Annotated in this window: 26 protein-coding genes; 13 read left to right on the forward strand and 13 right to left on the reverse strand. The window is 68.7% G+C overall.

The annotated features are described in order from the left end of the window. Window positions 1-46 precede the first annotated feature (46 nt). From CFB18_RS15370 to CFB18_RS11010, 3 genes are read left to right on the forward strand one after another with little or no spacing between them, the layout of a single operon-like run. Complete coding sequence (locus tag CFB18_RS15370) at window positions 47-187, forward strand: hypothetical protein (protein WP_159461717.1); 141 nt, start codon at window positions 47-49, stop codon at window positions 185-187. 42 nt (window positions 188-229) lie between these two features. Further along, window positions 230-475 carry a hypothetical protein gene (locus CFB18_RS11005; protein WP_088571851.1) on the forward strand — a complete coding sequence of 82 codons (246 nt, stop codon included), beginning with the start codon at window positions 230-232 and terminating at the stop codon, window positions 473-475. Between the two features lie 7 nt (window positions 476-482). Continuing rightward, window positions 483-902: a response regulator gene (locus CFB18_RS11010; RefSeq protein ID WP_088571852.1), complete on the forward strand. Its 420-nt coding sequence runs from the start codon at window positions 483-485 to the stop codon at window positions 900-902. Window positions 903-1,017: 115 nt separating this feature from the next. Here the strand turns inward: CFB18_RS11010 and CFB18_RS11015 are convergent, their stop codons facing one another. Beyond that, window positions 1,018-1,533, reverse strand: coding sequence for a methylated-DNA--[protein]-cysteine S-methyltransferase (locus tag CFB18_RS11015; protein ID WP_088571853.1), 516 nt, complete (start codon window positions 1,531-1,533; stop codon window positions 1,018-1,020). A gap of 134 nt (window positions 1,534-1,667) precedes the next feature. On the opposite strand from CFB18_RS11015, the gene CFB18_RS11020 reads away from it, so the two are divergent. Both CFB18_RS11020 and glmU read left to right on the forward strand, forming a co-directional pair. Further along, window positions 1,668-2,465 carry a LysM peptidoglycan-binding domain-containing protein gene (locus CFB18_RS11020; protein ID WP_159461718.1) on the forward strand — a complete coding sequence of 266 codons (798 nt, stop codon included), beginning with the start codon at window positions 1,668-1,670 and terminating at the stop codon, window positions 2,463-2,465. A gap of 97 nt (window positions 2,466-2,562) precedes the next feature. Continuing rightward, on the forward strand, window positions 2,563-3,918 hold the full coding sequence (gene glmU / locus CFB18_RS11025) for a bifunctional UDP-N-acetylglucosamine diphosphorylase/glucosamine-1-phosphate N-acetyltransferase GlmU (protein WP_088571855.1): 1,356 nt from the start codon (window positions 2,563-2,565) through the stop codon (window positions 3,916-3,918). A gap of 10 nt (window positions 3,919-3,928) precedes the next feature. Here the strand turns inward: glmU and CFB18_RS11030 are convergent, their stop codons facing one another. Beyond that, window positions 3,929-5,116 carry a pyridoxal phosphate-dependent aminotransferase gene (locus CFB18_RS11030; protein WP_088571856.1) on the reverse strand — a complete coding sequence of 396 codons (1,188 nt, stop codon included), beginning with the start codon at window positions 5,114-5,116 and terminating at the stop codon, window positions 3,929-3,931. A 256-nt stretch (window positions 5,117-5,372) separates the two neighbouring features. On the opposite strand from CFB18_RS11030, the gene CFB18_RS11035 reads away from it, so the two are divergent. The 6 genes from CFB18_RS11035 (at window position 5,373) to scpB (ending at window position 11,408) form a co-directional block, all read left to right on the forward strand. Next, window positions 5,373-7,091, forward strand: coding sequence for an ABC transporter permease (locus CFB18_RS11035; RefSeq protein ID WP_088571857.1), 1,719 nt, complete (start codon window positions 5,373-5,375; stop codon window positions 7,089-7,091). Window positions 7,092-7,273: 182 nt separating this feature from the next. Next, complete coding sequence (gene era / locus CFB18_RS11040; protein WP_234977041.1) at window positions 7,274-8,284, forward strand: GTPase Era; 1,011 nt, start codon at window positions 7,274-7,276, stop codon at window positions 8,282-8,284. 11 nt (window positions 8,285-8,295) lie between these two features. Further along, entirely contained in the window at window positions 8,296-9,186 is an 891-nt protein-coding gene (gene truB, locus CFB18_RS11045) for a tRNA pseudouridine(55) synthase TruB (RefSeq protein ID WP_088571859.1), read from the forward strand. A 29-nt stretch (window positions 9,187-9,215) separates the two neighbouring features. Further along, entirely contained in the window at window positions 9,216-10,163 is a 948-nt protein-coding gene (locus CFB18_RS11050) for a bifunctional riboflavin kinase/FAD synthetase (protein ID WP_159461719.1), read from the forward strand. 41 nt (window positions 10,164-10,204) lie between these two features. Continuing rightward, on the forward strand, window positions 10,205-10,774 hold the full coding sequence (locus tag CFB18_RS11055; RefSeq protein WP_088571861.1) for a hypothetical protein: 570 nt from the start codon (window positions 10,205-10,207) through the stop codon (window positions 10,772-10,774). Between the two features lie 58 nt (window positions 10,775-10,832). Next, entirely contained in the window at window positions 10,833-11,408 is a 576-nt protein-coding gene (gene scpB, locus CFB18_RS11060) for an SMC-Scp complex subunit ScpB (RefSeq protein WP_200808181.1), read from the forward strand. Here scpB and CFB18_RS11065 read toward each other — a convergent pair. The 6 genes from CFB18_RS11065 to CFB18_RS11090 form a co-directional block, all read right to left on the reverse strand. Further along, entirely contained in the window at window positions 11,401-12,387 is a 987-nt protein-coding gene (locus tag CFB18_RS11065) for a sugar phosphate nucleotidyltransferase (protein WP_088571863.1), read from the reverse strand. The genes scpB and CFB18_RS11065 overlap by 8 nt on opposite strands. A gap of 70 nt (window positions 12,388-12,457) precedes the next feature. Further along, window positions 12,458-13,699 carry a glycosyltransferase gene (locus CFB18_RS11070; protein ID WP_088571864.1) on the reverse strand — a complete coding sequence of 414 codons (1,242 nt, stop codon included), beginning with the start codon at window positions 13,697-13,699 and terminating at the stop codon, window positions 12,458-12,460. A 59-nt stretch (window positions 13,700-13,758) separates the two neighbouring features. Beyond that, window positions 13,759-14,589, reverse strand: a complete 831-nt coding sequence (locus CFB18_RS11075; RefSeq protein WP_088571865.1) for a carbohydrate ABC transporter permease — start codon at window positions 14,587-14,589, stop codon at window positions 13,759-13,761. Window positions 14,590-14,595: 6 nt separating this feature from the next. Beyond that, the gene (locus CFB18_RS11080) at window positions 14,596-15,507 is read right to left on the reverse strand and encodes a carbohydrate ABC transporter permease (protein WP_200808182.1); all 912 of its coding nucleotides are present in this window, start codon (window positions 15,505-15,507) and stop codon (window positions 14,596-14,598) included. 76 nt (window positions 15,508-15,583) lie between these two features. After that, on the reverse strand, window positions 15,584-16,852 hold the full coding sequence (locus tag CFB18_RS11085; protein WP_200808183.1) for an ABC transporter substrate-binding protein: 1,269 nt from the start codon (window positions 16,850-16,852) through the stop codon (window positions 15,584-15,586). Then, a complete protein-coding gene (locus CFB18_RS11090) occupies window positions 16,849-17,892 on the reverse strand; it encodes a LacI family DNA-binding transcriptional regulator (RefSeq protein ID WP_088571866.1) in 1,044 nt (347 codons plus the stop codon). The genes CFB18_RS11085 and CFB18_RS11090 overlap by 4 nt, the downstream gene beginning before the upstream one ends. A gap of 222 nt (window positions 17,893-18,114) precedes the next feature. Between CFB18_RS11090 and CFB18_RS11095 the strand changes: the two genes are divergently transcribed. Beyond that, on the forward strand, window positions 18,115-18,882 hold the full coding sequence (locus tag CFB18_RS11095) for an ABC transporter ATP-binding protein (protein ID WP_088571867.1): 768 nt from the start codon (window positions 18,115-18,117) through the stop codon (window positions 18,880-18,882). Here the strand turns inward: CFB18_RS11095 and CFB18_RS11100 are convergent. The 5 genes from CFB18_RS11100 to CFB18_RS11120 form a co-directional block, all read right to left on the reverse strand. Continuing rightward, window positions 18,877-19,524 (reverse strand): PHP-associated domain-containing protein, encoded by a 648-nt coding sequence (locus CFB18_RS11100; RefSeq protein WP_088571868.1) that lies wholly within the window; start codon window positions 19,522-19,524, stop codon window positions 18,877-18,879. The two genes, CFB18_RS11095 and CFB18_RS11100, sit on opposite strands and share 6 nt — an antisense overlap. Beyond that, window positions 19,511-20,218 carry a (d)CMP kinase gene (gene cmk, locus CFB18_RS11105; protein ID WP_088571869.1) on the reverse strand — a complete coding sequence of 236 codons (708 nt, stop codon included), beginning with the start codon at window positions 20,216-20,218 and terminating at the stop codon, window positions 19,511-19,513. Before cmk ends, CFB18_RS11100 begins: the two co-directional genes overlap by 14 nt. Window positions 20,219-20,374: 156 nt before the next feature. Next, window positions 20,375-20,989 (reverse strand): anti-sigma factor family protein, encoded by a 615-nt coding sequence (locus CFB18_RS11110; protein WP_088571870.1) that lies wholly within the window; start codon window positions 20,987-20,989, stop codon window positions 20,375-20,377. Between the two features lie 19 nt (window positions 20,990-21,008). After that, complete coding sequence (locus tag CFB18_RS11115) at window positions 21,009-21,617, reverse strand: RNA polymerase sigma factor (RefSeq protein ID WP_088571871.1); 609 nt, start codon at window positions 21,615-21,617, stop codon at window positions 21,009-21,011. A gap of 14 nt (window positions 21,618-21,631) precedes the next feature. Beyond that, entirely contained in the window at window positions 21,632-22,315 is a 684-nt protein-coding gene (locus CFB18_RS11120) for a glycosyltransferase family 2 protein (RefSeq protein ID WP_200808184.1), read from the reverse strand. An 83-nt stretch (window positions 22,316-22,398) separates the two neighbouring features. On the opposite strand from CFB18_RS11120, the gene CFB18_RS11125 reads away from it, so the two are divergent. Next, window positions 22,399-23,556, forward strand: coding sequence for a glycosyltransferase (locus tag CFB18_RS11125; RefSeq protein ID WP_088571872.1), 1,158 nt, complete (start codon window positions 22,399-22,401; stop codon window positions 23,554-23,556). Window positions 23,557-23,565: the final 9 nt, after the last annotated feature.

Raw genomic sequence — 23,565 nt, forward strand, 5'->3', positions numbered from 1 at the left:
AGGCCCTCGTTACGATGGAGCCAGAATCCTTTCGGGAGGAAGCGCCATGAAGGCCCGTGGGCTCGCGCTGGCGACCTGGTTGATGACCCATCCTCAGGCGTTCCGCCTGGCCCTGCTCGCGGTCTGGCTGGTCGGGGCGGTCTTCCGGCTGGCCAACCCGCCGATGGATGGCGGCAGTCCTACATAGGTTTGGCTTGAGCGTCAGAATCCTCGATAAGGAGCGACGACCATGTCGGCGGCGGCGATCGACGAGCTGGTGGGCTGGGCCCTGATCGACGAGCGGATCCGCGAGGAGCTGCTGGGCCCCCGCCGGGCGGAGGTGCTGGCCCGCTACGACCTCACCGAGGAGGAGCGCCAGTGGCTGCTCCGGGTGCGGGCGAAGGACCTGACCGGCTTCGCCGCAGCGGCGGCCCGGTGGCTGGAGCATCGGGCGGCCCGGGACGAGACCCCTTTCCCCGATTATCTCTTCGCGTAGGTGGGCGATGAGACTCCTGATTGTGGAACAAAACCCGGATATGCGGCTGCTCTACCGCATCGGCCTGCGCAACGTGCCGTGGGAGATCCGAGAGGCGGGCACGATGGCGGAGGCCCTGGAGCAGGTGACGGCGCACCATCCGGACATCGTCCTGATCGGCGAGGAGCTGCCGGATGGGGATCCCTTCGAGCTCTGCGCCTGGATCAAGTCGAATCCGGAGACCCGGGACATTGTGGTGGCCATCACGGTTTACTATATGGACGGACTGATCCGGCGGCGGAGCCAAGAGGTGGAGGCGGACGCCTGCTGGCTGGGCCCGATCCCGCCCCGGGAGCTGCCCAAGCGGCTGGAGGAGCTCTATCACCAGGTCCGGCAGGCCGTCGCCGGTGGGAACAACGGGTCCTCGAATCGCCCGCCGCAAGGATAAACCCGGGGAGCTGCGGCCGGGAGGGGCGGCCCGGAGGCTCGCTCCTCCCGGCCGCGGGGGAGCAGGATGGGAACGCCCCAAGGGGGCACCTGCCCGGACCCCCGGGACGGAGGTGTCAGCGCTTCTGTGCGGGGAGGGTTTCTGCAACGCCCTCTAGCAGGAGGAGCCATTGCTTGAGGGAGAGCCCCCCGGTGTAGCCCCCCAGGCTCCCGTCCGAGGCGACCACCCGGTGACAGGGGATGAGGATGGGAAGGGGGTTCGCCCCGAGGGCTTGTCCCACGGCCCGGGTCGCCCCCGGCCGTCCGATGCGCCGCGCCAGCTCTGCATATGTGATCGTCCGCCCATACGGGATGCGCAGCGTCTCCCGCCAGACCGCCTGCTGAAAGGCCGTGCCCTCCGGATCCAGAGGGACGGTGAACGTTTTCCGTTTCCCCCGCAAATACTCCAGGATCTGGGCGATGGCCTGGGCGGCTAAGCCGCCGTCCCACCGGATCCACTCGGGGTGGGCCGCCTGAAGGGCCGCCCACTCCGAAGCGGCGTCCTCCCCGAAGATCACCCGTCGCACGCCCCGCGCCCCCGCCACCACCCACAGCGTCCCCAGCGGTGTCCCCTCCGCCATCGACCAGTGCATGGCGCCTCCATCCAATGAAAGGCTCCCCACAGCACAGGCCACGATGGGATCCGCCATGGATTTTCCCCCCGTTCCGGCTTCTGCTAAAATGCCCCCGCTGCACCCTTTCTTCAGCCCAAGGTGAGGGAAGATCGATGCGTCGAACCGCTGGCTGGCTGCTCGCGGCATGGATCGGGCTCGCCCTGATGGGCCTCACAGTGGCCGGTCTGGCCGGCTCCGGACCCCGGGCCCTGGCCCAGGCGGCGGTCACCGCCACCCCGCGCCCCGATGGCTCGATCGTCCACACCGTGCAGGAGGGGGACACCCTCTTCGGCCTCGCCCTGCTTTACGGCACCACCGTAGACGAGATCCGGGCCCTGAACGGGCTGGACTCGGACCTGCTGATCGTCGGCCAGGAGCTCCTGATCCGGCCGCCGCAGGCTGCCCCGGCCGCTCCTTCGCCGACGCCCGCGCCCGTGGCGCGCCAGCCGGGGGCGCTGTGCACCGGGGCCTTCGAGGATCGGAACGGGAACGACCAGAGGGAAGAGGGGGAGCCCTGGATCGCGGGGGTGCGCATCGCCCTGGTGAACGGGCGCGGCTTTCAGCAGACTCTGATCTCCCAAGCCGGCCAGCCGGCCTGCGCCCGGGATCTGGAGCCGGGTTACTATCTCCTCGCCCTGGACGATCCGGCCGGCTACCAAGCCTCCGGCTTCCCGCGACGGGAGGTCTGGTTGCCATGGAACGCGGAAGTGACCCTGCTCTTCGGGCTCCGCCCGGCTGCCGCGTCCCCGGCCCCCACTCCTTTGCCGGCCCCTGCCGCGGCGAGCGCCTCCGGCCTCGATCTCACCCGCCTGGGGGAGGCGCTGCTGCTCGCCGCCGGGTTCCTCGCATTGCTGCTGGTCGGGGGTGCGGTCGGCTACTGGGTCGGCCAGCGGCGCGCCCGGCCGCGGTGAGGCACCCGGGGAGAACGGACCCGCGCCGGTGTGCCGCAACCGGGAACGCGGTGGCAAGAAAGATGTCCCCCTGAAAGCAAACTGAAAGGATCGGGCGATGACGTGGACGGGAGTGATCCTGGCGGCGGGGTTAAGCACCCGCTTCCGCTCCGAGCGGCCGAAGGTGATCCATCCCCTGGCCGGCCGCCCGATGATCCGACACAGCATCGAGGCCCTGCGGGCGGCCGGATCGCCCCATCCTCCCGTGGTGGTCATCGGACCGGCTGCGGACCTGGTCCGGGAGGCGGCCGGCCCGGGGGTGCGCTTCGTCCGGCAGCCGGCCCCCCGAGGAACCGGCGACGCCGTCCGGTGGGCCGAGCCGCTCCTGCGGGAGGAGGCCTCCGACCTCCTGATCACCTATGCGGATCTCCCGCTGGTGCGTCCCGAAACCTACCGGCGCCTGATGGAGGCTCACCGGGCGCGAAGGGCCACGCTCACCCTCCTCACCGCCCGGCTCTCGGATCCCACCGGCTACGGCCGGGTGGTCCGGGATGAAGCCGGGCGGGTGGTGCGGGTGGTGGAGCAGGCCGAGGCGAGCCCGGAGGAGCGGCGCCTCTCGGAGATCAACGTAGGGGTCTACGCGGTGCGGGCGGCCTGGCTCTGGCCCGCCCTGGCCCGGCTGCAGCCCAGCCCGGTGAAGGGCGAGCTCTACCTCACGGATCTCGTCGCCCTGGCCGTGGCGGACGGCGAGCCGGTGGAGGCGGTGCCCCTGGAGGATCCAGAGGAAGCCTTAGGGGTCAACACCCGGGTTCAGCTGGCCGAGGCCGAGCGCATCCTGCGGCGGCGGATCAACGCCCGCTGGATGCTGGAGGGGGTCACCCTGGTCGATCCGGACCGCGTGTATATCGGGATGGAGGCGATCATCGGCCCGGACACCGTGATCTATCCGGACACTTACATCGAGGGGGAGACGCGGATCGGCCGCCGCTGTCGCATCGGGCCCAACGCCATCCTGCGGGACGCGGTGATCGGGGATGATTGCGTGGTGGAGGCGTCGGTGGTGGAGGGCGCCGTGCTGGCGGATCGCGTCCACGTGGGGCCCTTCGCCCACCTCCGCCCGGGGACGCGGCTGGCGGAGGAGGTGCGGGTGGGGAACTTCGCCGAGATCAAGAACAGCGTCGTCGGCCCGCGGACCCGGATGCACCATTTCGGCTATCTGGGGGACGCCACGGTGGGCGCCGATGTGAACATCGGGGCGGGGACGGTGACCTGCAACTACGACGGGGTGCGCAAGCATCCCACGGTGATCGAGGATGGGGCTTTCATCGGCAGCGACACGATGCTGGTGGCCCCGGTGCGGGTGGGGCGCGGGGCCAAAACCGGCGCCGGTTCCGTGGTGACCCGCGACGTCCCGCCGGAGACGCTGGTCTATGGGGTGCCGGCGCGCCCTCGCCCGGCCTCGGGATCCGAGTGAAGGGGGGTTCTCAGGCAGCCCCCAACGCCGCCCGGCGCGCCCGCAACCGGCTGAGACGCGCCACCGCCTCCCGCAGGGTCTCCTCCCGCTTGCAGAAGGCGAAGCGGACCTGGCTGCGCCCTCGCTCCGGGTGGGCGTAGAAGCTGGAGCCGGGGACCACGGCCACGCCGATCTCCCGGACCAGGTGCATGGCGAAGGCGGTGTCGTCCTCGAAGCCGAAGGCCCGGAAGTCCGTCATCACGTAATAAGCTCCTTGAGGCCGCCAGACCTCGAACCCCAGCTCCTCCAGAGCGTCCACCAACAGCCGCCGCCGGCGGTCGTAATCCGCCCGCAGCGCCTCGTAATACGCGGGCGGGAACTGTAGGGCCACAGCGCTCGCCTCCTGGAGGGGAGCTGGCGCGCCCACCGTGAGGAAGTCGTGGACCTTGCGGATCGCGCCGGTGAGGTCCTCCGGGGCGATGCACCAGCCGATGCGCCATCCGGTCACCGCGTAGGACTTCGACATCCCGCTGATGGTGACCGTGCGCTCCCACATCCCGGGGAGGGTGGCGATGGGGATGTGGCGGTGGCCATCGTAGAGGATGTGCTCGTAGATCTCATCCGTGATGGCATAGGCATCGTAGCGCTGGCACAGCTCGGCGATGAAGCGGAGCTCCTCCTCTGAGAACACGTGGCCGGTGGGGTTGTGCGGCGTGTTGAGGATGATGGCCCGGGTGCGGGGGGAGAAGGCCCGCCGCAACGCGTCCGGGTCGAAGGTCCAGTCGGGCGGATGCAGGGGGACGTAGACCGGCTTCGCCCCGCTGATCCAGGTGTCTGGCCCGTAGTTCTCGTAGAAGGGCTCAAAGATGATTACCTCGTCGCCGGGGTTGAGCAGGGCAAGCAGGGTGGCAATCATGCACTCCGTAGCCCCGCAGCACACCGTGATGTGCCGCTCCGGGTCGACCTCCATGCCGTAAAAGCGGCGATATTTTTCGGCGATGGCGGCGCGCAGGCGAGGACTCCCCCAGGTGATGGCATACTGGTTGTGGTCCTCCCGGATGGCCCGGGCGGCCGCCTCCTTCAGGGCCTCCGGGGCAGGGAAATCCGGGAACCCCTGGGCCAGGTTGATGGCTCCAAACTGATGGGCCCACCGGGTCATCTCCCGGATGACGGATTCGGTGAAATGCGTTACGCGATCTGCAGTGCGAGCCTTCACCATCCACCCTCCGGCCGAGTTTGAACCCACAGGTGGGAAATCCTGCACGCCCTCGCGGCAGGCTCTTCACGACCGCCGGGCTCCGAGGCGCCGCAAGGGATGCCTTCAAACCCTCAGTGGATTATGGGAGCGATGGTCTTTTGTGTCAAAGTGGCTTCCCCGAAATGGCCTGCCGGTTGAAACGGGAAGCGGGACCTTCCGCCTTTGGCGGTAAAATGGGTCCGGCCTTTGGGAGGGATCCCGGACGGAGCCATGGGAGATGCGGCGTTTCTTCGGTGCCTTCATCCCAATCCGCGTGGCCCTGAGCGGCGCGGATTTGGTCATCCTGCTGCTGCTGGGAGCGCTTCTGGTGCTGGGGATGGCCCTGGCGGTTCAGGCCCCGGCCGCGATCTCCGGGCCAGCGGTGAAGCTGGCCCCGGAGCTCCTGCCGTATTACGCCCTGCGCTCCCTCCTGCGCATGGCAATGGCCTATATCCTCTCCCTCCTGTTCTCCCTGACAGTGGGCTACCTCGCGGCGACCCGGCGCTGGGCCGGCGCGATCATCCTCCCCATCCTGGACGTCCTCCAGTCGGTGCCGATCCTCTCCTTCCTTCCTGTGGTCGCCCTTTCCCTGACAGCCATCCTCCCCGAGGGCGTGGCGGTGGAGCTGGCCTCCATCGTCCTCATCTTCACCAGCCAGGTCTGGAACTTGACCTTCAGCTTCTACCAGTCATTGATCACCATCCCGGGGGATCTCCGAGAGGCGGCCCGCATCTTCCGGCTGAACCCCTGGCTCCGCTTCCGACATCTGGAGCTGCCTCACGCCGCCATCCCTCTGATCTGGAACAGCATGATGAGCTGGGCCGGGGGATGGTTCTTCCTGATGGCGGCGGAGACCTTCACGGTCGGCGCCCGGGACTTCCGGCTGCTCGGTCTGGGGACCTACCTGCAGATGGCAGCGGAACAGGGAGATCTGCAGGCCCTGGGGTGGGGGTTGCTCGCCCTGATCGCGGTGATCGTGGGGATGGATCAGCTGATCTGGCGCCCCCTGCTGGCCTGGGCGGATAAGTTCCGCGTGGAGATGGTGGAGAGCGACGAGGCGCCCTCCTCCTGGCTTTATGACCTGTGGCAGCGCGCCGCGCTGTCCGAGTGGTTCCTGCGACGGGTCTGGGAGCCCCTGGTGGAGCGCGTGGATGTGGCGCTGGGCCGCCTGAGCGAGCAGCTGGCCGTCCGGCCGGCGCTGAACCCCATCCCGCCCTGGCTGGTGGGGTTGCCCTTCGCGGCCCTGGCCCTCCTCGGCCTGGGCTATGGCATCGTGCAGGCCTATCACCTGCTCGGCGCGCTGCCCGCCTCGGCCCTGCCCCTCCTCGGCCTGGCCACCCTGGCCTCCATGGCCCGCGTCCTGTCCGCCCAGATCATCGCCCTGGCCTGGACGGTGCCGGTGGGGGTGTGGATCGGCATGAACCGCTCGCTGGCGGCGCGGCTGCAACCCATCGTCCAGGTCGTGGCCTCCATCCCGGCCACCGCCCTCTTCCCGGTGATCCTGCTCTTCGCGCTGCGGCTCCCGCTGGGGATCGAGATCGCCGCCGTGCTGCTGATGCTGATGGGCACGCAGTGGTATCTGCTGTTCAACGTCATCGCCGGGGCCTCCGCCATCCCCCGGGATCTGATCTTCACCACGGAGATCCTGGGGCTCCGGGGCCTGGAGCGCTGGCGGGTGCTGATCCTGCCGGCGATCTTCCCCTACCTGATCACCGGTCTGATCACCGCCAGCGGCGGGGCGTGGAACGCCACCATCGTGGCGGAGTATGTGGAGTTCGCCGGCCGGGCCCACGCCACCCTGGGCCTGGGGGCCCTCATCGCTCAGGCCACCGGCCAGGGGGATTACTCTATGCTGCTCGCCGCCACCCTCACGATGATCCTCACCGTCGCGGCCATCAACCGCCTGGTCTGGCGCCGCCTCTACGCTATGGCCGCCGAACGGTTCCGCCTGGAATGACGGCCGACCTGACCAGAGGTCACGAGGAGATCGCTCGCAGCGACCCTGCCGGAAAACCCCGCTCCCATGCGATGGGATCACCTCTCCCGGCGGAATCCGGGTTAACATAGATAGATGGCGTCCTTTCCGGAACCCGCTGGACGGGCCGGAGGGCCGAATCCGATCCCGGAGGCACGGCGACGGTGAACACCCATCCCGCTTCGGAGCCCGAGCCCTCGATCCCGGGGATCCCGGAATACGAGGAGGTCCCCCCGGGCCATAAGGCCGGCTTCGTGGCCATCATCGGCAAGCCCAACGTGGGCAAGTCCACCCTGCTCAACGCCTACCTGGGGACCAAGATCGCCATCGTTTCCCCGAAGCCCCAGACCACCCGCCATCGCATCCTGGGCGTGCTGACCCGGCCCGACGCCCAGGTGATCTTCATGGACACCCCGGGGATCCATCAGCCCTTCCACAAGCTGGGGGAGTATATGGTGGAGGTGGCCCGCCGGGCCATCCCGGACGCCGATGTGGTGGTCTTCCTGGTGGACGCTTCCCAGTGGCCGGATGAGGAGGATCGCATGATCGCCGAGCTGCTGAAGGAGCAGGCGGCGGATAAGCCTGTGATCCTCGCCCTGAACAAGATCGATCTTCTGAAATCCGACCGGGAGGCCCACCTGGCCGCCTACCGGGCCCTGGCCCCTACCCCGCCGGACGCCGAACCCCCTTTCCCCTGGGAGGAAGTTCAGATCTCCGCCATTCGAGGGGATAACCTGGATCAGCTACTGGAACGGATCATCGCCCATCTCCCGGAGGGGCCCCGCTATTACGACCCCGAGATGCTGACGGACCAGCCGATGCAAATGATCGTGGCGGAGCTCATCCGGGAGAAGGCCCTGCTCCTGCTGCGGGAGGAAGTCCCCCACGGGATCGCGGTGGAGATCACCGACTGGGTGGATCGCAACCCGAACCTCACCTACATCGCCGCCACGATCTATGTGGAGAAAGAGACCCACAAGCCCATCGTCATCGGCGAGAACGGGCAGATGCTCAAGCGCATCGGGGCGGCGGCCCGTCAGGAGATCGAGGCCCTCCTGGGCCATGCGGTTTACCTCGAGCTCTGGGTGAAGGTCCGCAAGAACTGGCGGCGGGATCCGGAGCAGCTGCGCCGCCTGGGCTACGCCCTCCCCCGGGAGCGCAAAGGCCGCCGTTGAGGAGCCCGGCGATGAAAGGGCCCGCAGGCCTGCTGGTGCTGGACAAACCCCAGGGCTGGACCTCCCACGACGTCGTGGAGCGGGTCCGGCGGTTGACCCGCGTCCGGCGGGTGGGCCACGCCGGGACGCTGGATCCCCTGGCGACCGGGGTGCTGGTGGTGCTGATCGGGCCGGCCACCCGGCTGGCGGAGTTCCTGCTTCGGCACGACAAGCGTTACCGGGCCACTCTCCGCCTGGGGATCGCCACCGACACGGGAGATGCGGAAGGACGTGTCCTGTTCGAGCGGCCGGTGGCGATCTCGCGGGAGGCCTTCGAGGAGGTCCTGCAGGCCTTCATCGGGGAGATCGATCAGATCCCCCCCGCCTTCTCCGCCATCCGGATGGGTGGGGAGCGGCTGTATGAGAAGGCCCGCCGGGGCGAGCCGGTGTCTCCCCCACCGCGCCGGGTGCGCATTGACGCCCTGCGGCTGGTGGAGTGGAACCCTCCATGGGCGGTCCTGGAGGTGGACTGCTCCGCGGGCACGTATATCCGCGCCCTGGCCCGGGACATCGGGGAGCGCCTGGGATGCGGAGCCCATCTGACGGCGCTGCGGCGCCTGGCCAGCGGGCCCTTCACCCTGGCCGACGCGGTCCCTTGGGAGGCCTTCGAGGCTGCCGCCCGGGCGGGATCCTGGACGGCTTACCTGCGCCCGGTGGGGGAGGCATTGCCGGACTGGCCCCCGGTGACCCCGGGCGAGGCGCTCCTCGTCCGGCTGCGCCACGGCCAGGCCCTCCCGGCGGCCGCGCTCCCCCATCCCGGCCCCCGCCTCCGGGTCCACGGACCGGATGGGGAGCTGATTGCCCTGCTGGAACGAAGGGGGGACCGCTGGCAGCCCGTGCGGGTGTTCCCGGAGGATCCATGAGCAGGGAACCGGTGGGAAAGGAGCCGCGGATGCGTTTCGTCCAGGATCTGGAGGAGGTGGAGCCGTTCCCTTCCGTGGTGACGGTGGGTGCCTTCGACGGCGTGCACCTGGGCCATCAGGCCCTCATCGCCCAGGTCGTGGCCATGGCCCGGGCGACAGGCGGGCGCGCCGTGGTGGTCACTTTCTTCCCGCACCCCGCCGTGGTCCTGCGCGGGGAGACGCCGTTCTACCTCACGTCCCCCGAGGAGAAGCGGCGCTACATCGCCCGCCTGGGGGTGGACCTGCTGGTCCAGCTCCCCTTCACGCCGGAGACGGCCCGCATCCGGGCCGCGGCGTTCGTCGAGCAGCTGGTCCGCATCGGCATGCGGGCCCTCTGGGCCGGCCCGGATTTCGCCCTGGGTTATCGGCGGGAGGGGACCCTGCCCGTCCTGGAGGCGCTGGGCCGCCAGCATGGCTACACAGTTCACGTCGCCATGGAGTTCCGTCTGGGCGGTCGCCCGGTGCGCAGCAGTCGGATCCGCGAGGCGCTGCGGCAGGGGGACGTGCGCGCCGCCGCGGCGTGCCTGGGGCGTCCCTTCGCGGTCAGCGGGGAGGTCATCGCCGGGGCCGGCCGGGGGCAGCGCCTGGGCTTCCCCACTGCGAACCTCGCGATCTGGCCGGAGCACGCCCTCCCGGCGGACGGGGTGTATGCGTGCTGGGCGGATCTGCCGGAAGGGATCCGCCGCATGGCGGTGGTCAACATCGGGGTCCGGCCCACCTTCGATCAGAGCCAGGAGCGCATCGTCGAGGCCCATCTGCTGGACTGGCACGGCGATCTATACGGCCAGCGGGTGACGCTGCACTTTATCGAACGCCTGCGGGAGGAGCGCCGGTTCCCGTCGGTCGCGGACCTGGTCGCGCAGATCCATCGGGACGTCGAGCGGGCCCGCGCGTTGCTGGAGGCGATGGCGCCGCCCGTTCCCATCGAGGCGGAGTAACGCGGCATGACCGCTTCCGAATCCTCCTGCGGAGGCAAGAGATGAACACGCTGAACCGCGTCCTGGTGGTGTTAATGATTCTAGTGGCCATCCCGCTCTGCAGCGTGGTCCTCATCACGCCGGTGGAGCTGGCCCGCCTGCTCCAGGCCGGCCTGGGGAATCTGGCGGAGAGCCTCAGCCAAATCCGCCCTGAGATCCGCTATGGGGTGGGGATCCTGCTGGCCCTGGTGGTGGACGCCCTGCTCCTCCTGTGGCTGGTGCTGGAGGTCCGGCCCCCACGGCGGATCATCCGGGTCCCGGGGGTGAGCGGGGCGACGGTGGCCGTGGCCGTGGATTCCATCCGGGAGCGGCTGCGGTATCATCTGGATCAGCTGGCCGATGTGATCGAGGTGCGGCCCCGGGTGATCCCGCACCGGGACGGGCTGCAGGTCGAGCTGGACGTCCTCACCGCGCCCGAGGTGGACGTCCCCCGCAAGGCGGAGGAGATCCTGCAGATCGCGCGGGTGGTGGTGGAGGAGAAGATGGGCTTGCGCCTGCGGGGCCAGCCGGTGGTGCGCATCCGCCATGCTCCCTATCCACGGGGGGAGCGGCGCCCGCCGGCCCCGGCCTGATCGACGGCGTGAGAATCTTATGGATGGAAATAGGATGGAGTTCGGGAGGTCGGGAGCCGTGACCGAGCCGGAGCGGGAATGGTTCCCCCGGCCGCTGATCCAGCCGAACGGGGGGCTCCCCCTGGAGGCGCGGGTGGAGGCGTTGCTGTTTGTCGCGGAGGAGCCCCCTTCGGTTGTTCAGCTGGCCCGGGCTCTGGAGGCCACCCCGGAGGCGGTGGAGGAGGCGCTGCGGGGGCTGGCGAAGCGCCTGAAGGATCGGGGGCTCCGGCTGCAGCGGAAGGGGGATCGGGTGCAGCTGGTGACCGCGCCGGAGGCGGCGGAGGACGTGCGACGTTTCCTGGGCCTGACCGCAGGCCCGCGGCTTTCCCCCGCCGCCCTGGAGACGCTGGCCATCATCGCTTACCGCCAGCCCATCACCCGCGCGGAGATCGAGGCCATCCGCGGGGTGAACTGCGATGGGGTGCTGCGCACCCTCCTCGCCCGCGGGCTGATCGAGGAGGTCGGGCGGTCGGAAGGGCCGGGCCGCCCCATCCTTTATGGGACCACCTTCCTCTTCCTCCAGCATTTTGGGCTGCGTTCCCTGGAGGACCTCCCGCCCCTGGATGGGGCAGAGGAGGGCGCCTCCGCTACGTGAAATCGATGCTGGAGGAGTCCCCCACGTTGAAGCGGCGGAACCGTCCGCCCACGTAGGCGTCGCGGCCGATGAGGGATCCTTCCAGGATGGCGTTCACGATGCGCGCCCCGCTGTCGACGATGGAGTCGCGGATGATGGCGTTCTCGATGAAGCAGCCATCAGCGATAGTGGCGTAGGGGCCGATGACCGCATGGCGGACGTGGGCGGTGGGGGAGATGAAGACGGGTGGGATGATCACCACCCCCTCGCGCTGGGCCTCCCGGGAGTTATCGTGGCCGTGGGCGAGCAGGTAGCGGTTGGTCTCCAGCACCGCCTCCGGCGTCCCGCAATCCACCCAGACGTTCACCTCGCGCACCCGCAGCCGCTGGCCGTATTCCAGGAAGATGTTCAGGGCGTCCGTCAGGAAATACTCGCCCCGGGTGCGGATCCCTCGGGCCATCAGCTCCTCGCAGGCTTTCACCAACAGGGGGCCGTTGCGGATGTAATACATCCCGATCACCGCCAGGCGGTTCTCCAGGCTGGCCGGCTTCTCCACGAAGCGAGTGACATAGCCCCGGGCGTCGAGCTCCACCACCCCGAAGCGCCGGGGATCCTCCACCTCCTTCACGAAGGCGATGCCATCCGCGTCCTTCGGATCCAGGTCCCGGAGGTCCGCCTCGAAGAGGGTGTCGGCGAAGATGATCACGATGGGGCCGTCGATGTGGTCCCGGGCCAGCCAGAGGGCGTGGGCCTGGCCGAGGAGCTCCTTCTGCTCCACGTAGCGGGCGGGGAGGCGGTAGGTGCTGTCCACATACTGCTGGATCTGTTCGCCCAGGTAGCCCACAATGAAGATGTATTCCTCCGGGTTGAGGGCGGCCAGCTTCTCCACGATGTAGCCCAGGAAGGGCTTGCCGGCCACGTTGATCAGGGGCTTCGGCTTGCTGTAGGTGTGCGGCCGCAGCCGGGTTCCGAACCCGGCCACCGGGATCACCGCTTTCATCACCGGACCTCCTGCGGAGGGTAGGGATTTTCATCTTAGCCGAAGCCCGCCGGAAGGGGAAGCCCGTTCCTTATCCGGCCATCCACTCCCGCAGGAGGGCGAGCTCATCCCGGAGGCCCCGGGTGCAGAGAAAGTGGCGTCGCACATGCTCCCGCCCGCGCGCCCCCATCGCCTGCGCCTCCTCTGGATGGGAGAGGAGGTAGAGGGCCTTCTCCGCACATGCCGCGACGCTGTCCACCAGGAACCCGGTCTCGCCGTCGTGGACCTGCAGGGGGATCCCGCCGGTCCGGCCCCCGACGACCGGTTTGCCCTTCCATAGGGCTTCGGTCACCGTCAGCCCGAACCCCTCCCGCAGGGATTTCTGGATCACCACCGCGGCCGCCCGCTGGAAGGCGTTCACCTCCCAAGCCCCTACCCCATGGAAATTGTGCAGCACGTGGAGGTCGGGATCCTCCCCGGCGTGCCGGAGCGTGCGGTCGTAATACCACCAGCCCTCCGGGTCGTCGTGGGCCATGGAACCCACCAGGGCCAGCTGGACCTCCGGACGCTCCCGTTTCACCAGCCGGTAAGCGTCGATCACCCCGATGGGATCCTTCCACGGATCGAAGCGGGAGACCTGGAGGAGGAGGGGCCGATGGGGATCCACCCCGAAGCGGGCGACGATGGCGCGGGCTTCGTCCTCCCTCATCGGCGCGTTCTTGGGGGAGAGGGGATCGATGGTCGGCGGGATGAAGGCCACCCGGCGGACTGGGAAATCGGGCCCCACGTATTCGGCCATGGTGAAGATGGCTGCGTCGTAGGCGGAGAGATAAGGGAGTAGGAAAGACCAGAAGGGCGGATGGGGGGTCCGGGTGTCGATGTGACAGCGCCAGATCCAGAGCCGGGCCCCCCGCCGCTCCCGGAACGCCGGGATGCCGGCCGGCTGGGGGTCGTGGATGAAGATCACGTCGTAATCTCCTTCCAGCTGCGCGGCGTTGCGCCGGTTCCCCTCCCGCCAGATCTCCTGCATTTCGGGAGAGAAGGGGAGCTCCATCCCTTGCAGGCCGTTATGCATGGCCTTGGTGACCCGGAAGAAGGCCTCGTCGCCATGGATCACCCGCCATTCCGCCTCCAGGCCCAGGTCACGCAACAAGGGGATATGGGTGCTCAGGATCTCCGCCACGCCGCCGCCGAAGGCGGTGGCGTTCACATGCAGCACGCGCATGCCGCGCAGCGGCGCGGCCAGCTCCCGCAGCGCTTCGACCTCCTCCTCCCCGACCACCGGGCGCAGCGCGTTCAGGGAGCGGGGCGTCACAGACACCGGCTCGTGCATCGCGAGCTCTCCTTGCAGGGGATAAGGCCTGGGAGGCGCCTGCGGGCCCTGCCCCGAGCTCATTTCAGCGTCCATCCGATCAGGCCGCGGATGTAGTAGCGCTGAAGCAGGGCGAAGACCAGGATGGGCATGCTCATGGTCAGGATGGAGGCGGCAGTGAGCACCCCCCAGTCGATGTGATACTGTCCCCGTAGCAGCGGGATGCGCTGGGTGGCCACCAGCTTCTCCGGGTCGTAGATCAGGATCAGGGCCATGAAGAAGTCGTTCCAGGCCCAGGTCAGCTGCAGGGCGGCCGCCGAGGCCAGGCCGGGGAGGCTCAGGGGCAGCACGATTCGGGTGAAGATCTGGAACCGGCTGGCCCCGTCCAGGCTGGCCGCTTCTTCGATCTCCGGAGGCAGGGTGGAGAAATAATTGCGCAGGAAGAGGATCACCCAGGGCAGGGCCCACGCGGTGTGCACCAGGATCAATCCCGCGTAATGGTTGATCAGCCCCAGATCCCGCAGGAACCGGAACAGGGGGACCGCCACCATCTGCTGGGGGATGGCCATCAGCAACACGATGACCAAAAAGAGCGGATCCCGGAGCGGGAAGGGGAAGCGCAGCATGGCGTAAGCGGCCATGGCCCCGATGAAGAGGGGCAGGATCGTGGAAGGGATCACCACCAGCAGCGAGTTGCGGATCCCCTGGCTCATCGGCGCGGTGGGATGGTTCCAGGCCTTGACGAAGTTGTCTAGAGAGATGGTGAAGGAGGAGAACTGCCACCAGCCGTGGATCAGTTCGCTCTGGGGGCGCAGGGCGCTCATCAGGATCCCGAGGAAGGGGACGATCCAGGCCAGCCCGATCCCCCAGGCCAGGGCGTTGATCCACAGTTCCCGTCCCCATCGCCGCATGGCCGCTCACTCCGAGGACCTCAGGGTCCGCACGAACCAGAGGCCGACGATCAGGGTAAAGAGGCTGAGCATGGTCGCCACCGCCGCCGCCCGCGGGAACTCCAGGGCGCGGAAGGCGTAGAAATACATCTGGAGAGCGAGCACCATGGTGGCCCCGCCCGGCCCGCCCAGGGTAGCCGTGTAGACGATGTCGAAGATCTTCAGCTCCCAGAGGATGGTCATGGCCACGATGACCATGGTGACCGGCCGGAGGCTGGGGACCGTGATATACCAGAATTGTTGGAGAGGTCCGGCCCCGTCCACCGCGGCGGCCTCGTAGTAATCCCGGGGGATCGTGGCCAGGCCGGCGCTGTAAAGGATCATGCTGAAGCCCGCCCAGAGCCAGACCGATCCGAGGATGAGGGCAAGGAGCGCGGTCTCCGGATAGGCGGTCCAGCTCCGTCCCAGCGCCGTCAGCCCCACTGCCCGCATGATCGCCGTCACCACCCCTGCGTTCTCATCGAACAGGAAGCGGATGATCACCCCGCCCACAATCATCGGGGTGACCATTCCCAGGAAGATGACCGACTTCAGAAAGGTGGCCCCCCGGGCCCGCTCCAGCAGCACCGCCAGGATCAGGCCCAGCCCCACGGTAAGGGGGAGATGGAGCAGGATCCAGACGACGTTGTGCACCAGGGAACCCCAGGGCGGCGGCCCGGGGGGGAAACCGGTGAGGTTCAGGGTGTCCGAATCGGAGAGAACCTCTATGAAGTTCCTCAGGCCGACGAAAGCGCCCCGCTTGTCCGTAAAGCTGAGGGCGACCGTCTGCACCGCGGGCAGGATGATCAGCAGGAAGATCAGGGCGAGGGCGGGGGCGGTGAACGTTAGGAACGCCCCCCAGCGCCGCATCCGTTCCCATCGAGCGCGATGGAGCCTCATTCGCTCCGCTCCCTTCTCTGGCGGCCCGCCGGATCCCAGAGGGGAGGGCCCGCTCAGGCCCTCCCCTCGCCGGTTCTCACTTCGTGGGGAACTTGGCATCCAGCTGCCGGAGCACGCTGTCCAGGGCCTGGGGGCGGACCCAGAGGAGCTTCATCTGATCCCAGAACAGGCGCTGCCAGTCGCCACCCACGGCGTCATCCAGGTCCGGCACCGTCGGCTGCTCCACTTTGGCCAGCGCCTCCGCCAGGGCACGGTCCGCCGGCGGGTAGACGTCCGGGGGGATGTCCTTCCGGCTGGCCAGCTTGCCGCCCTGTTTGGCCCGGACCTCCATCCCCTCCTTGCTGATCATGAAGGCGATCAGCTGCTTGGCCGCCTCCACGTTCTCGCTGTATTTGGGGATGAAGGCCCAGTCCGTCCCGCCCACCACGCCACGGGCTCCGGGCAGGGTGAAGACCCCCAGATCGTTGGGATCCTTCACCATGCCGGTCAGCCAGTTCCCCATGAAGAACAGGCCGTATTCCTCGTTCCACCAGAGGTCGATGGCCTGGGTCCACTCCACCGGATCGCTGAAGTATTTGCCGAGGAGGGGCACCAGCCGCTCGGCGAAAATGGATCGAACCTGGGGGTCGGTGAAGCGGACCTTGCCGGCGATGAGGTTCTGCTGGAGCTCCGGCCCGCCGAAGGTGATCAGGAAGTGCTCCACGATGTCTGAGATCGGCCAGCCCACGCCGTCGCCGGTGATGATCGCCTTCTTGATCCCGGGGATCGCCGAGATCTTGTCCAGGAGGGCCAGGAACTCCTCCCAGGTGGTCGGCGGCTGCAGGTTGTGCTTCTGGAAGAAGGACTTCTTATACCAGAAGCCCGGCTTCACAAACAGGACATAGGGGACGGCGTAGACCCGGCCGTCCACGGTGGTGGGCTGGAGGACGAACTGGTTCGCCTCCTTCTGCCACAGATCCGTGAGGTCCACGGCGTGGTCCTTGTTCTCCCGGACCCACCACTCCCACATGAAGATCACATCGCCCGGGGCCTGCTTCGCCTCAAATTGGGGCGGCAGGACCTGGGAGAGGTCCTCGGCGCGGTAGATCCGATACTGGATCTTCATGCCCAGCTTCTCCTCCGCGGCCTTGAGGACCGGGAGGAACTGGTCCATCTCCGCCCCCGCCCACGGGCCGATGACCGTCAGGGTGGGGATCACTTTGGTGACCTCGACGGTTTTCTCTACTTCGACTGTCCGCTCCACCACCCGGGTTTCTACGATGCGTTCGGGGGTGGGGGTGGCCGCCGGCACGCATGCGCTCAGCGCGAGCATCAAGATCACGAGGGCCAGACCGATGCGCTTCATGCTCCACCTCCTGCGCCACAGGATTGACGGATGATCAGCCCGGTGGCCAGCCGGATCTCCTGCGTGGGAGGCCTTCCCTCCTCGATCCACCGAAGGAGCAGATGGCCGGCATGGAGCCCCAGCTCCTCCGCCGGCAGGTGCACGGTGGTCAACGGGGGATCCACGTAAGCGGAGAGGGGAACATCGTCGAAGCCCACGATGGCAATGTCCTGGGGGACGCGCAGGCCGTGGCGCCGGATGGTCTGCAGAGCCCCGAAGGCCACCACATCGCTGGCCGCGAAGACCGCTGTGGGGGGATCCGGAAGCCGGAGCAGCTGCTCCATGGCTGCCGCGCCGCTGGCGGGGGTGAAGGCGCCGAAGGCGACCCATGCCTCCTCGTAGAGGAGACCGGCTTCCTCCAGGGCCTGGCGATAACCCAGCCAGCGCTCGTAGCTCGCGGTGTAGGAGAGGGGGGCGTTGGTGATCAGCCCGATGCGCCGGTGGCCCAGGCGGATTAAATGGCGAACCGCCTCCGCCGCGGCCTGAACGTTGTCCACATCCACGGAGGGGATCGGGGTATCGCTCAGGCGGCCCAGGAGGACGACGGGGGTCTCCTGGCTCCAGCGCGCCAGCCACTCCCGATCCTCAAAGCGAGGCCCAGAGAGGATCAGCCCATCTACCCGGCGCTCCTGAAGCAACGCCACCGTCTCCTCGGGGGGGTGATCCGGGGAGAGGGGGAAGATCAATAGATGAAAGCCCGCCTTTCGCAGCACGCGGCTCAGGCCGCGGAGGACCTCGGGGAGGAAGGCATCGGCGAAGACCTGATCGGGGGTCTGGCGGAGCACCAGGGCGATCACCTCCGCGCGCCCGCGCACCAGATGCCGGGCCGCCGCGTGCGGGCGATAGCCCAAGCGCGCCGCCGCCTCCCGCACCCGCCGACGGGTCTCCTCCGGGATCCGAACGCCCACCACCCCATTGAGCACCAGCGAGACCGTGGTGCGGGAGACCCCCGCCAGACGGGCCACATCCTCCGCCGTCGGAGCCCGCCGAGGCTTCCCCATCTGATCCCCTCTGCCGCGGGAATCCGATCATTGGTAACACGTGTTAGCACTATCATGTTAATCCCTTCAACTCAGCTTGTCAAGTGATATTTTTCACAATATGGCCGTTTTCGATGATGATGAGAAGAAAATTTTAGGGTCCCCGGGGGATCCGGTGGGGATTGCGAAGGGGAGGCCGGCGCGGGTAAACTGAGTCTCCGAATCGCTCCGGGAGGGGAGAGGATGCTGCGCGTCGAGGGACTCCGGGTGGCGTATGGGGAGCGGGTGGTGATCCCGGGGTTGAGCTTCACGGTGGCGCCGGGGCAGGCCCTGGGGTTGATCGGCCCCAACGGGGCCGGCAAGACGACGGTGATCCGGGCCTTAAGCGGCGTGCTCCCGCTTCAGGGCGGGACGATCTTCTGGGAGACAGTGCCCCTGCACACCCTGCCGCCGGAGCAACGCGCCCGCTGGGTGGCGGTGGTCCCCCAGGGGGCGACGTTGCCGGAGGCCTTCACCGGCGAGGAGGTCGTCGCCTTCGGGCGAACCCCCTATCATCCCTGGTGGGGCCCCCTCGCGGATCTGGATCATCTCCCGATCGCCCGGGCGATGATCCGCACCGACACGCAGGCCTTCGCGGAGCGCCGGGTGGGAACCCTCTCGGGAGGAGAGCGGCAACGCCTCCTGCTCGCCCGGGCCTTCGCCCAGACCCCCCAGATCCTGTTGCTGGACGAGGCCTTCGCCCACCTGGACCTGAAGTATCAGGTCCGCCTGCTGCGCATGATCCGCCGCCTGCTGCAGGAAGAAGGGATGGCGGGGGTGCTGGCGATCCACGATCTGCATCTGGCGGCGCGATTCTGCGACCAGCTGCTTCTGCTCCGGGAGGGCCGGGCCCTCGCCGGGGGTCCGCCCGAGGTGGTGCTCCAGCCCGCGCTGCTGGAAGCCGCCTACGGGATCCCAATGCGGGTGGAACGCCACCCGGAGGCCGGCTGGCTGATCTGGCCTGAGCTATGAGAGGCGGCGCCTCCATTTGGCCCACGTGGAGAGCAGGTGCACCCAGGGAGGGCTGAGGCGGCGGGTGGGGCGCGCATGTTGCAGGGCCTGCCGGAAGCCCTCCGCGTCCTCGAAGGGCGGCAGTGCCGTCCACGCCCGCCCGAGCTCCCAGGCGGTGTGGGCGTCGCTCCCGGAGAACCCCGGCTTGCCGAAACGGGCCGCCAGCGCCGCCGCGCAGGCGTTGTCGCCGGGGAAGAGGCACCGCGCGTTGAAGACCTCCACCGCATCGACCAGGGGAAGGATAGCCTCCGCCGTCCGCCGGCCCACCGCCGAGCCCCGGGCCCGATCGCATGGATGGGGGAGGGCCACCACCCCGCCCTGCTCCCGGATCCGCTCGATGGTCTCCAGCAGGGGAAGGCCCTTGGGGATCTCCCGCTCGATGAAGTAGGCCAGCACCTCGCCTTCCCGGGTCCGGATTTCCTCCCCAATGATGATCCACTCCGGCGCCTTCTCCTTCAGCCGCAGCGCCCCTTCAATGGTGTTGTGATCCGTCACCGCCACCCGATCCAGCCCCCGGCGTTGGCAGGCCTCCAGGAACTCCTCCAGTTCCAAGAGGCTGTCGGGGGAGTAGCGGGTATGAGCATGCAGCTCAACGCGCCACACGGGAGCCCTCCCGGCATCGGGCCTCGATGAGCGCCACCACCTTCTGGAACACTTCCTCGATGTCCAGGGCGGTGGTGTCCAGGACGACCGCGTCGGGGGCCGGGCGGAGGGGCGCCACCTCCCGCCCTTGATCCAGCGCGTCCCGCTGCCGCATGGCTTCCAGGACCTCCTCGAAGGAAACCGCCTGCCCCCGTTCCCGGAGCTCCTGATATCGCCGTCGCGCCCGGGTCTCCAGATCCGCGTCCAGGTAGATCTTCAGATCCGCCTCCGGGAGGACGACGGTGCCGATGTCCCGGCCGACCATCACCACGCGTCCCCGCAACCCCAGCTGACGCTGCCGCTGGCTCAGGGCCTGGCGGACGCCGGGATGGGCAGAAACCTGGGAGACGGCGGCGTCCACCTCCGGTCGCCGCAACTCCCACGTGACGTCCTCACCCTCCACGATCACCGTGTAAGGACGGCCATCCGCTACCGTGGGGCGCTGAATGTCCAGATCCAGGCTCTCCGCCAGGTGGGTAAGGGCCTCGGCGTCCTCCGGGGAGATCCCCCGGCGCAGGGCGGCCCAGGTGACCGCCCGATACATCACCCCGGTGTCGATGTAGGTGTAGCCGAGATGGGCTGCCAGCCGCTGGGCCAGGGTGCTCTTCCCGGAGGCGGCCGGCCCATCAATGGCGATCCGCAACGGCGTCCCCATCGCCGAACGTTCCCCGCTTTCCCGGATTTTCCCTCTACGTCGACGGCTGAGGTCACCGCGGGCCGGCGGCCCACGGTCCGCCTCCGCCGAAGCGCACGAGGTGACCTTCCTCCAGGATTCTACTCGAACGCATCTCTTGCCCGGAATCCGGGAGCGCTATCGAGGGCGCCGTCCCCAGCGGTCCAGGGCCAGGGCCCCCAGGATCCCCAGCAGCAGGAGGGCCTCGATCAGCCGCCACGGCGAGGGCCAGAGGGGCGGCGCGGGGGGAGAAGGCGCAGGCGCCGGGGGAATCGGCGTCGGGGACGCCACGGGGGTTTCTGAAGGGACCGCGAGGCCGAATAGCGGCGCGGGGGTGGCCTCCTCCGCCTTCGGGGCGCGCAGCGCCGGCGCCTCCGCAGGGGCCATGGGGACCGAAGCCGTGGGGAATGGAGCAGCTTCCTGCCCCATCGTCCACGCGAGATCCAGGCCCAGCACGAGGAGGAGCACCGCCGCCATGGCCCAGGCGGCTCGCCGGAGCCACCCGACCGGGCGGGGAGCCGGGATGATGTCCTCCGGCCGCAGCGCGAGAGGACGGGGCGCCGGGACCCGCGGCATGGCCCGGAGGGCCTGCACCGTCCATCGCAGGGTCTCCCATGACCGGGCGCACGCGGCGCATGCGGCCAGGTGGCGCTCCACCCGCGCCCGTGCCTCGGGATCCAGGCGGCCGTCCAGATAGAGCGAGAGCCGCTCCCGGACCCACTGATGCTCGTCGAACCGGAATCGAAGAAACATCGGAACCTTTCCCTCACTCTTATGGACGAGCCTTGCCGGGCAGAAGTTCCCGGTGGGCGAGCAGGATGTCTCGGACCCGCATCCGGGCCCGGCTCAGGCGCGATTTGACGGTCCCCAGGGGCACCCCCAGGATCCCTGAGATCTCCTCATAGGAATATCCCTCGATGTCGGAGAGCACCAGGACGATGCGTTGATCCTCCGGGAGGGTCTGGATCGCCCGGTGGAGGAGCTCCGCCAGCTCCCGGCGCTCCGCGTAGAACTCCGGCCCCTCCACCGGGGGCAGGGTCATCTCCGTCTCCGGGGTTTGATCGGCCACGAACAAGGCTTCCAGAGAGGCCTGAGGCCGGCGGCGCCGGCGGCGCAGCTCATCGTAGCAGGCGTGGGTGACGATGCGCATCAGCCAGGCGAGGAAGGATCCCCCGCGGAACCCCCGGATCCCCCGGAAGGCCGAGATCAAGGCCTCCTGCACCGCGTCCCAGGCGGAATCGTGATCGCCCATGATCCGGAAGGCTACGTTGTAAAGACGGTCCTGATAGGCCCGGATGAGGGTGTTGAAGGCCTCCAGGTCGCCGGACCGGGCGGCCTCGATCAGCCGGCCCTCTTCAGCAGGAGGGAGGGAGGCGCTCATCTGTCCGTGTCCGCCTAATCCGTGAACCGGTATTTGATGAGGGTCCACAGGGCCTTCAGGCCGTCGCGCAGGGGACGGATCTTCTTGCCCTCTTTGAACTCCCGCCCGTAGTAGGAGATGGGGACCTCGAAGATGCGGTAGCCCCGCTTGAGGATCTTGGCGGTGATCTCCGGCTCGAACTCGAACCCCCGGGCCCGCAGCGGGATGTTCCGGATCACGTCGGCGCGGAACACCTTGTAGCCGGTCTCCATATCGCTCAGGATGGCGTCGTAGAGCAGGTTGGTCACCAGGGTGAGGAACTTGTTGCCGATCATGTGCCAGAAGAGCATGGCCTTGCGCGGGCCCAGGAAGCGGGAGCCGTAGACCACCGCCGCCCGTCCCTCCTGAATCGGGCGGATCAGCTGAGGGTAGTCTCGCGGATCATACTCCAGATCGGCGTCCTGGATCAGGAGGATGTCCCCCGTGGCGTGGGCGATGCCGGTCCGCACCGCCGCCCCCTTCCCCATGTTCCGCTCGTGGAAGATCACCCGGATATCCCCGTTGCGGGCTTCCTCCTGGAGGATCTCCCGCGTCCCGTCGGTGGAGCCATCGTCCACCACGATGATCTCGTCCGCCAGGCCCACCGCCCGCACCTGTCTCAGGATCTCCCGGATGGTGGCCCGCTCGTTGTAAACGGGTATGATCACCGAAAGGCGCACCGCCCCGCCCCCTGTTCTGGATTCTTCGCCTCATTTATACCATAGATGCGATCCAGGATGAGCCGGAGAGAAAGGAGGTCTCCTTGCGGCTGGCGCTGATCACCGGTGAATACCCACCGCTCCCCGGCGGGGTGGGGGATTACACCCGCGAGCTGGCCCGGGCCCTGCAGGCCCGGGGGCACACGGTGGCGGTGTGGACGGACCGGCGGGGCGTGGGAGAGGCCGGCTCCCCGGTGCCGGTCCATCGGGTGGTGCGCCGGTGGGACCTCACCGCCTGGTGGGCGCTGGGGCGCTCCCTGCGGGCTTGGCGGCCGGAGGGAGTGCTGCTGCAGTATCAGGCCGCCGCCTACGGGCTGGGCGGGGCGATGAACCTGTGGCCGGCCCTCGCCCGACGCTGGATCGGCGACGCGCCCCTCGTGGTCACCTTTCACGACCTCCGGGTCCCCTATCTCTTCCCGAAGGCCGGCCCGCTCCGGGAGTGGAGCATGCGCTTCCTGGCCCGCGCCGCCAACGGGGTGATCGTCACCAACCACGAGGACGAGCTCCGGCTGCGCGCCCAGGGCCTCCGGGCCCTCTGGCGGATCCCCATCGGCAGCAACATCCAGCCTCCTCCCAACCTCCCGGATCCCACAGAGGCCCGGCGGCGGCTGGGGCTTCCCGTTGACCGGCCGCTGGTGGGCTTCTTCGGCTTTCTTCATCCATCGAAAGGCTTCGATGTGTTGCTGGAGGCCATCGCCGCGCTCCGCCGGGAGGGGGTGAGGATCGGCCTGGTGCACATCGGGGCATCGGTGGCCCCCAGCGATCCCAGCCAGCGGGGTTACGCGGCGGCCTGTCGCCAGCGGATCCAGGAGCTGGGGCTGGCGGATGCGGTGTGGGAAACCGGCTACCGTCCGCCCGAGGAGATCTCCCTGGCCTTTGCCGCGGTGGAGGTCTGCGCCCTGCCCTATCGGGACGGCGTCTCCTTCCGTCGCGGCACCCTGATGGCCGCCCTGGCCCACGGACGGGCGGTGGTCAGCACCTTCCCACGGGTCCCAATCCCCGAGCTGCGGGAGGGGGAGAACATCTTCCTAATTCCTCCGGAGGATCCGGCGGCCCTGGCGCGGGCCCTGGGCCGGGTGCTGGCGGAGCCAGAGATGCGCGCCCGTTTGGAGGAGGGGGCGCGACGGCTAGCCGAAATCTTCGCCTGGGAGCGCATCGCCGCGCAGGTGGAGGAAGTCTTCCGGGCGCTGCGCGCTCGCTGAGGAGGAGCC

This window comes from Thermoflexus hugenholtzii JAD2 (assembly GCF_900187885.1).
In the GTDB taxonomy this organism is placed as follows: domain Bacteria; phylum Chloroflexota; class Anaerolineae; order Thermoflexales; family Thermoflexaceae; genus Thermoflexus; species Thermoflexus hugenholtzii.

What these genes read in the sequence shown, in the direction of transcription:
- CFB18_RS15370 (WP_159461717.1), top strand. Translation starts at nt 47, where the DNA reads ATGAAGGCCCGTGGGCTCGCGCTGGCGACCTGGTTGATGACCCATCCT.
- CFB18_RS11005 (WP_088571851.1), top strand. Translation starts at nt 230, where the DNA reads ATGTCGGCGGCGGCGATCGACGAGCTGGTGGGCTGGGCCCTGATCGAC.
- CFB18_RS11010 (WP_088571852.1), top strand. Translation starts at nt 483, where the DNA reads ATGAGACTCCTGATTGTGGAACAAAACCCGGATATGCGGCTGCTCTAC.
- CFB18_RS11015 (WP_088571853.1), bottom strand. Translation starts at nt 1,533, where the DNA reads ATGCACTGGTCGATGGCGGAGGGGACACCGCTGGGGACGCTGTGGGTG.
- CFB18_RS11020 (WP_159461718.1), top strand. Translation starts at nt 1,668, where the DNA reads ATGCGTCGAACCGCTGGCTGGCTGCTCGCGGCATGGATCGGGCTCGCC.
- glmU (WP_088571855.1), top strand. Translation starts at nt 2,563, where the DNA reads ATGACGTGGACGGGAGTGATCCTGGCGGCGGGGTTAAGCACCCGCTTC.
- CFB18_RS11030 (WP_088571856.1), bottom strand. Translation starts at nt 5,116, where the DNA reads ATGGTGAAGGCTCGCACTGCAGATCGCGTAACGCATTTCACCGAATCC.
- CFB18_RS11035 (WP_088571857.1), top strand. Translation starts at nt 5,373, where the DNA reads ATGCGGCGTTTCTTCGGTGCCTTCATCCCAATCCGCGTGGCCCTGAGC.
- truB (WP_088571859.1), top strand. Translation starts at nt 8,296, where the DNA reads ATGAAAGGGCCCGCAGGCCTGCTGGTGCTGGACAAACCCCAGGGCTGG.
- CFB18_RS11050 (WP_159461719.1), top strand. Translation starts at nt 9,216, where the DNA reads ATGCGTTTCGTCCAGGATCTGGAGGAGGTGGAGCCGTTCCCTTCCGTG.
- CFB18_RS11055 (WP_088571861.1), top strand. Translation starts at nt 10,205, where the DNA reads ATGAACACGCTGAACCGCGTCCTGGTGGTGTTAATGATTCTAGTGGCC.
- CFB18_RS11065 (WP_088571863.1), bottom strand. Translation starts at nt 12,387, where the DNA reads ATGAAAGCGGTGATCCCGGTGGCCGGGTTCGGAACCCGGCTGCGGCCG.
- CFB18_RS11070 (WP_088571864.1), bottom strand. Translation starts at nt 13,699, where the DNA reads ATGCACGAGCCGGTGTCTGTGACGCCCCGCTCCCTGAACGCGCTGCGC.
- CFB18_RS11075 (WP_088571865.1), bottom strand. Translation starts at nt 14,589, where the DNA reads ATGCGGCGATGGGGACGGGAACTGTGGATCAACGCCCTGGCCTGGGGG.
- CFB18_RS11080 (WP_200808182.1), bottom strand. Translation starts at nt 15,507, where the DNA reads ATGAGGCTCCATCGCGCTCGATGGGAACGGATGCGGCGCTGGGGGGCG.
- CFB18_RS11085 (WP_200808183.1), bottom strand. Translation starts at nt 16,852, where the DNA reads ATGAAGCGCATCGGTCTGGCCCTCGTGATCTTGATGCTCGCGCTGAGC.
- CFB18_RS11090 (WP_088571866.1), bottom strand. Translation starts at nt 17,892, where the DNA reads ATGGGGAAGCCTCGGCGGGCTCCGACGGCGGAGGATGTGGCCCGTCTG.
- CFB18_RS11095 (WP_088571867.1), top strand. Translation starts at nt 18,115, where the DNA reads ATGCTGCGCGTCGAGGGACTCCGGGTGGCGTATGGGGAGCGGGTGGTG.
- cmk (WP_088571869.1), bottom strand. Translation starts at nt 20,218, where the DNA reads ATGGGGACGCCGTTGCGGATCGCCATTGATGGGCCGGCCGCCTCCGGG.
- CFB18_RS11110 (WP_088571870.1), bottom strand. Translation starts at nt 20,989, where the DNA reads ATGTTTCTTCGATTCCGGTTCGACGAGCATCAGTGGGTCCGGGAGCGG.
- CFB18_RS11115 (WP_088571871.1), bottom strand. Translation starts at nt 21,617, where the DNA reads ATGAGCGCCTCCCTCCCTCCTGCTGAAGAGGGCCGGCTGATCGAGGCC.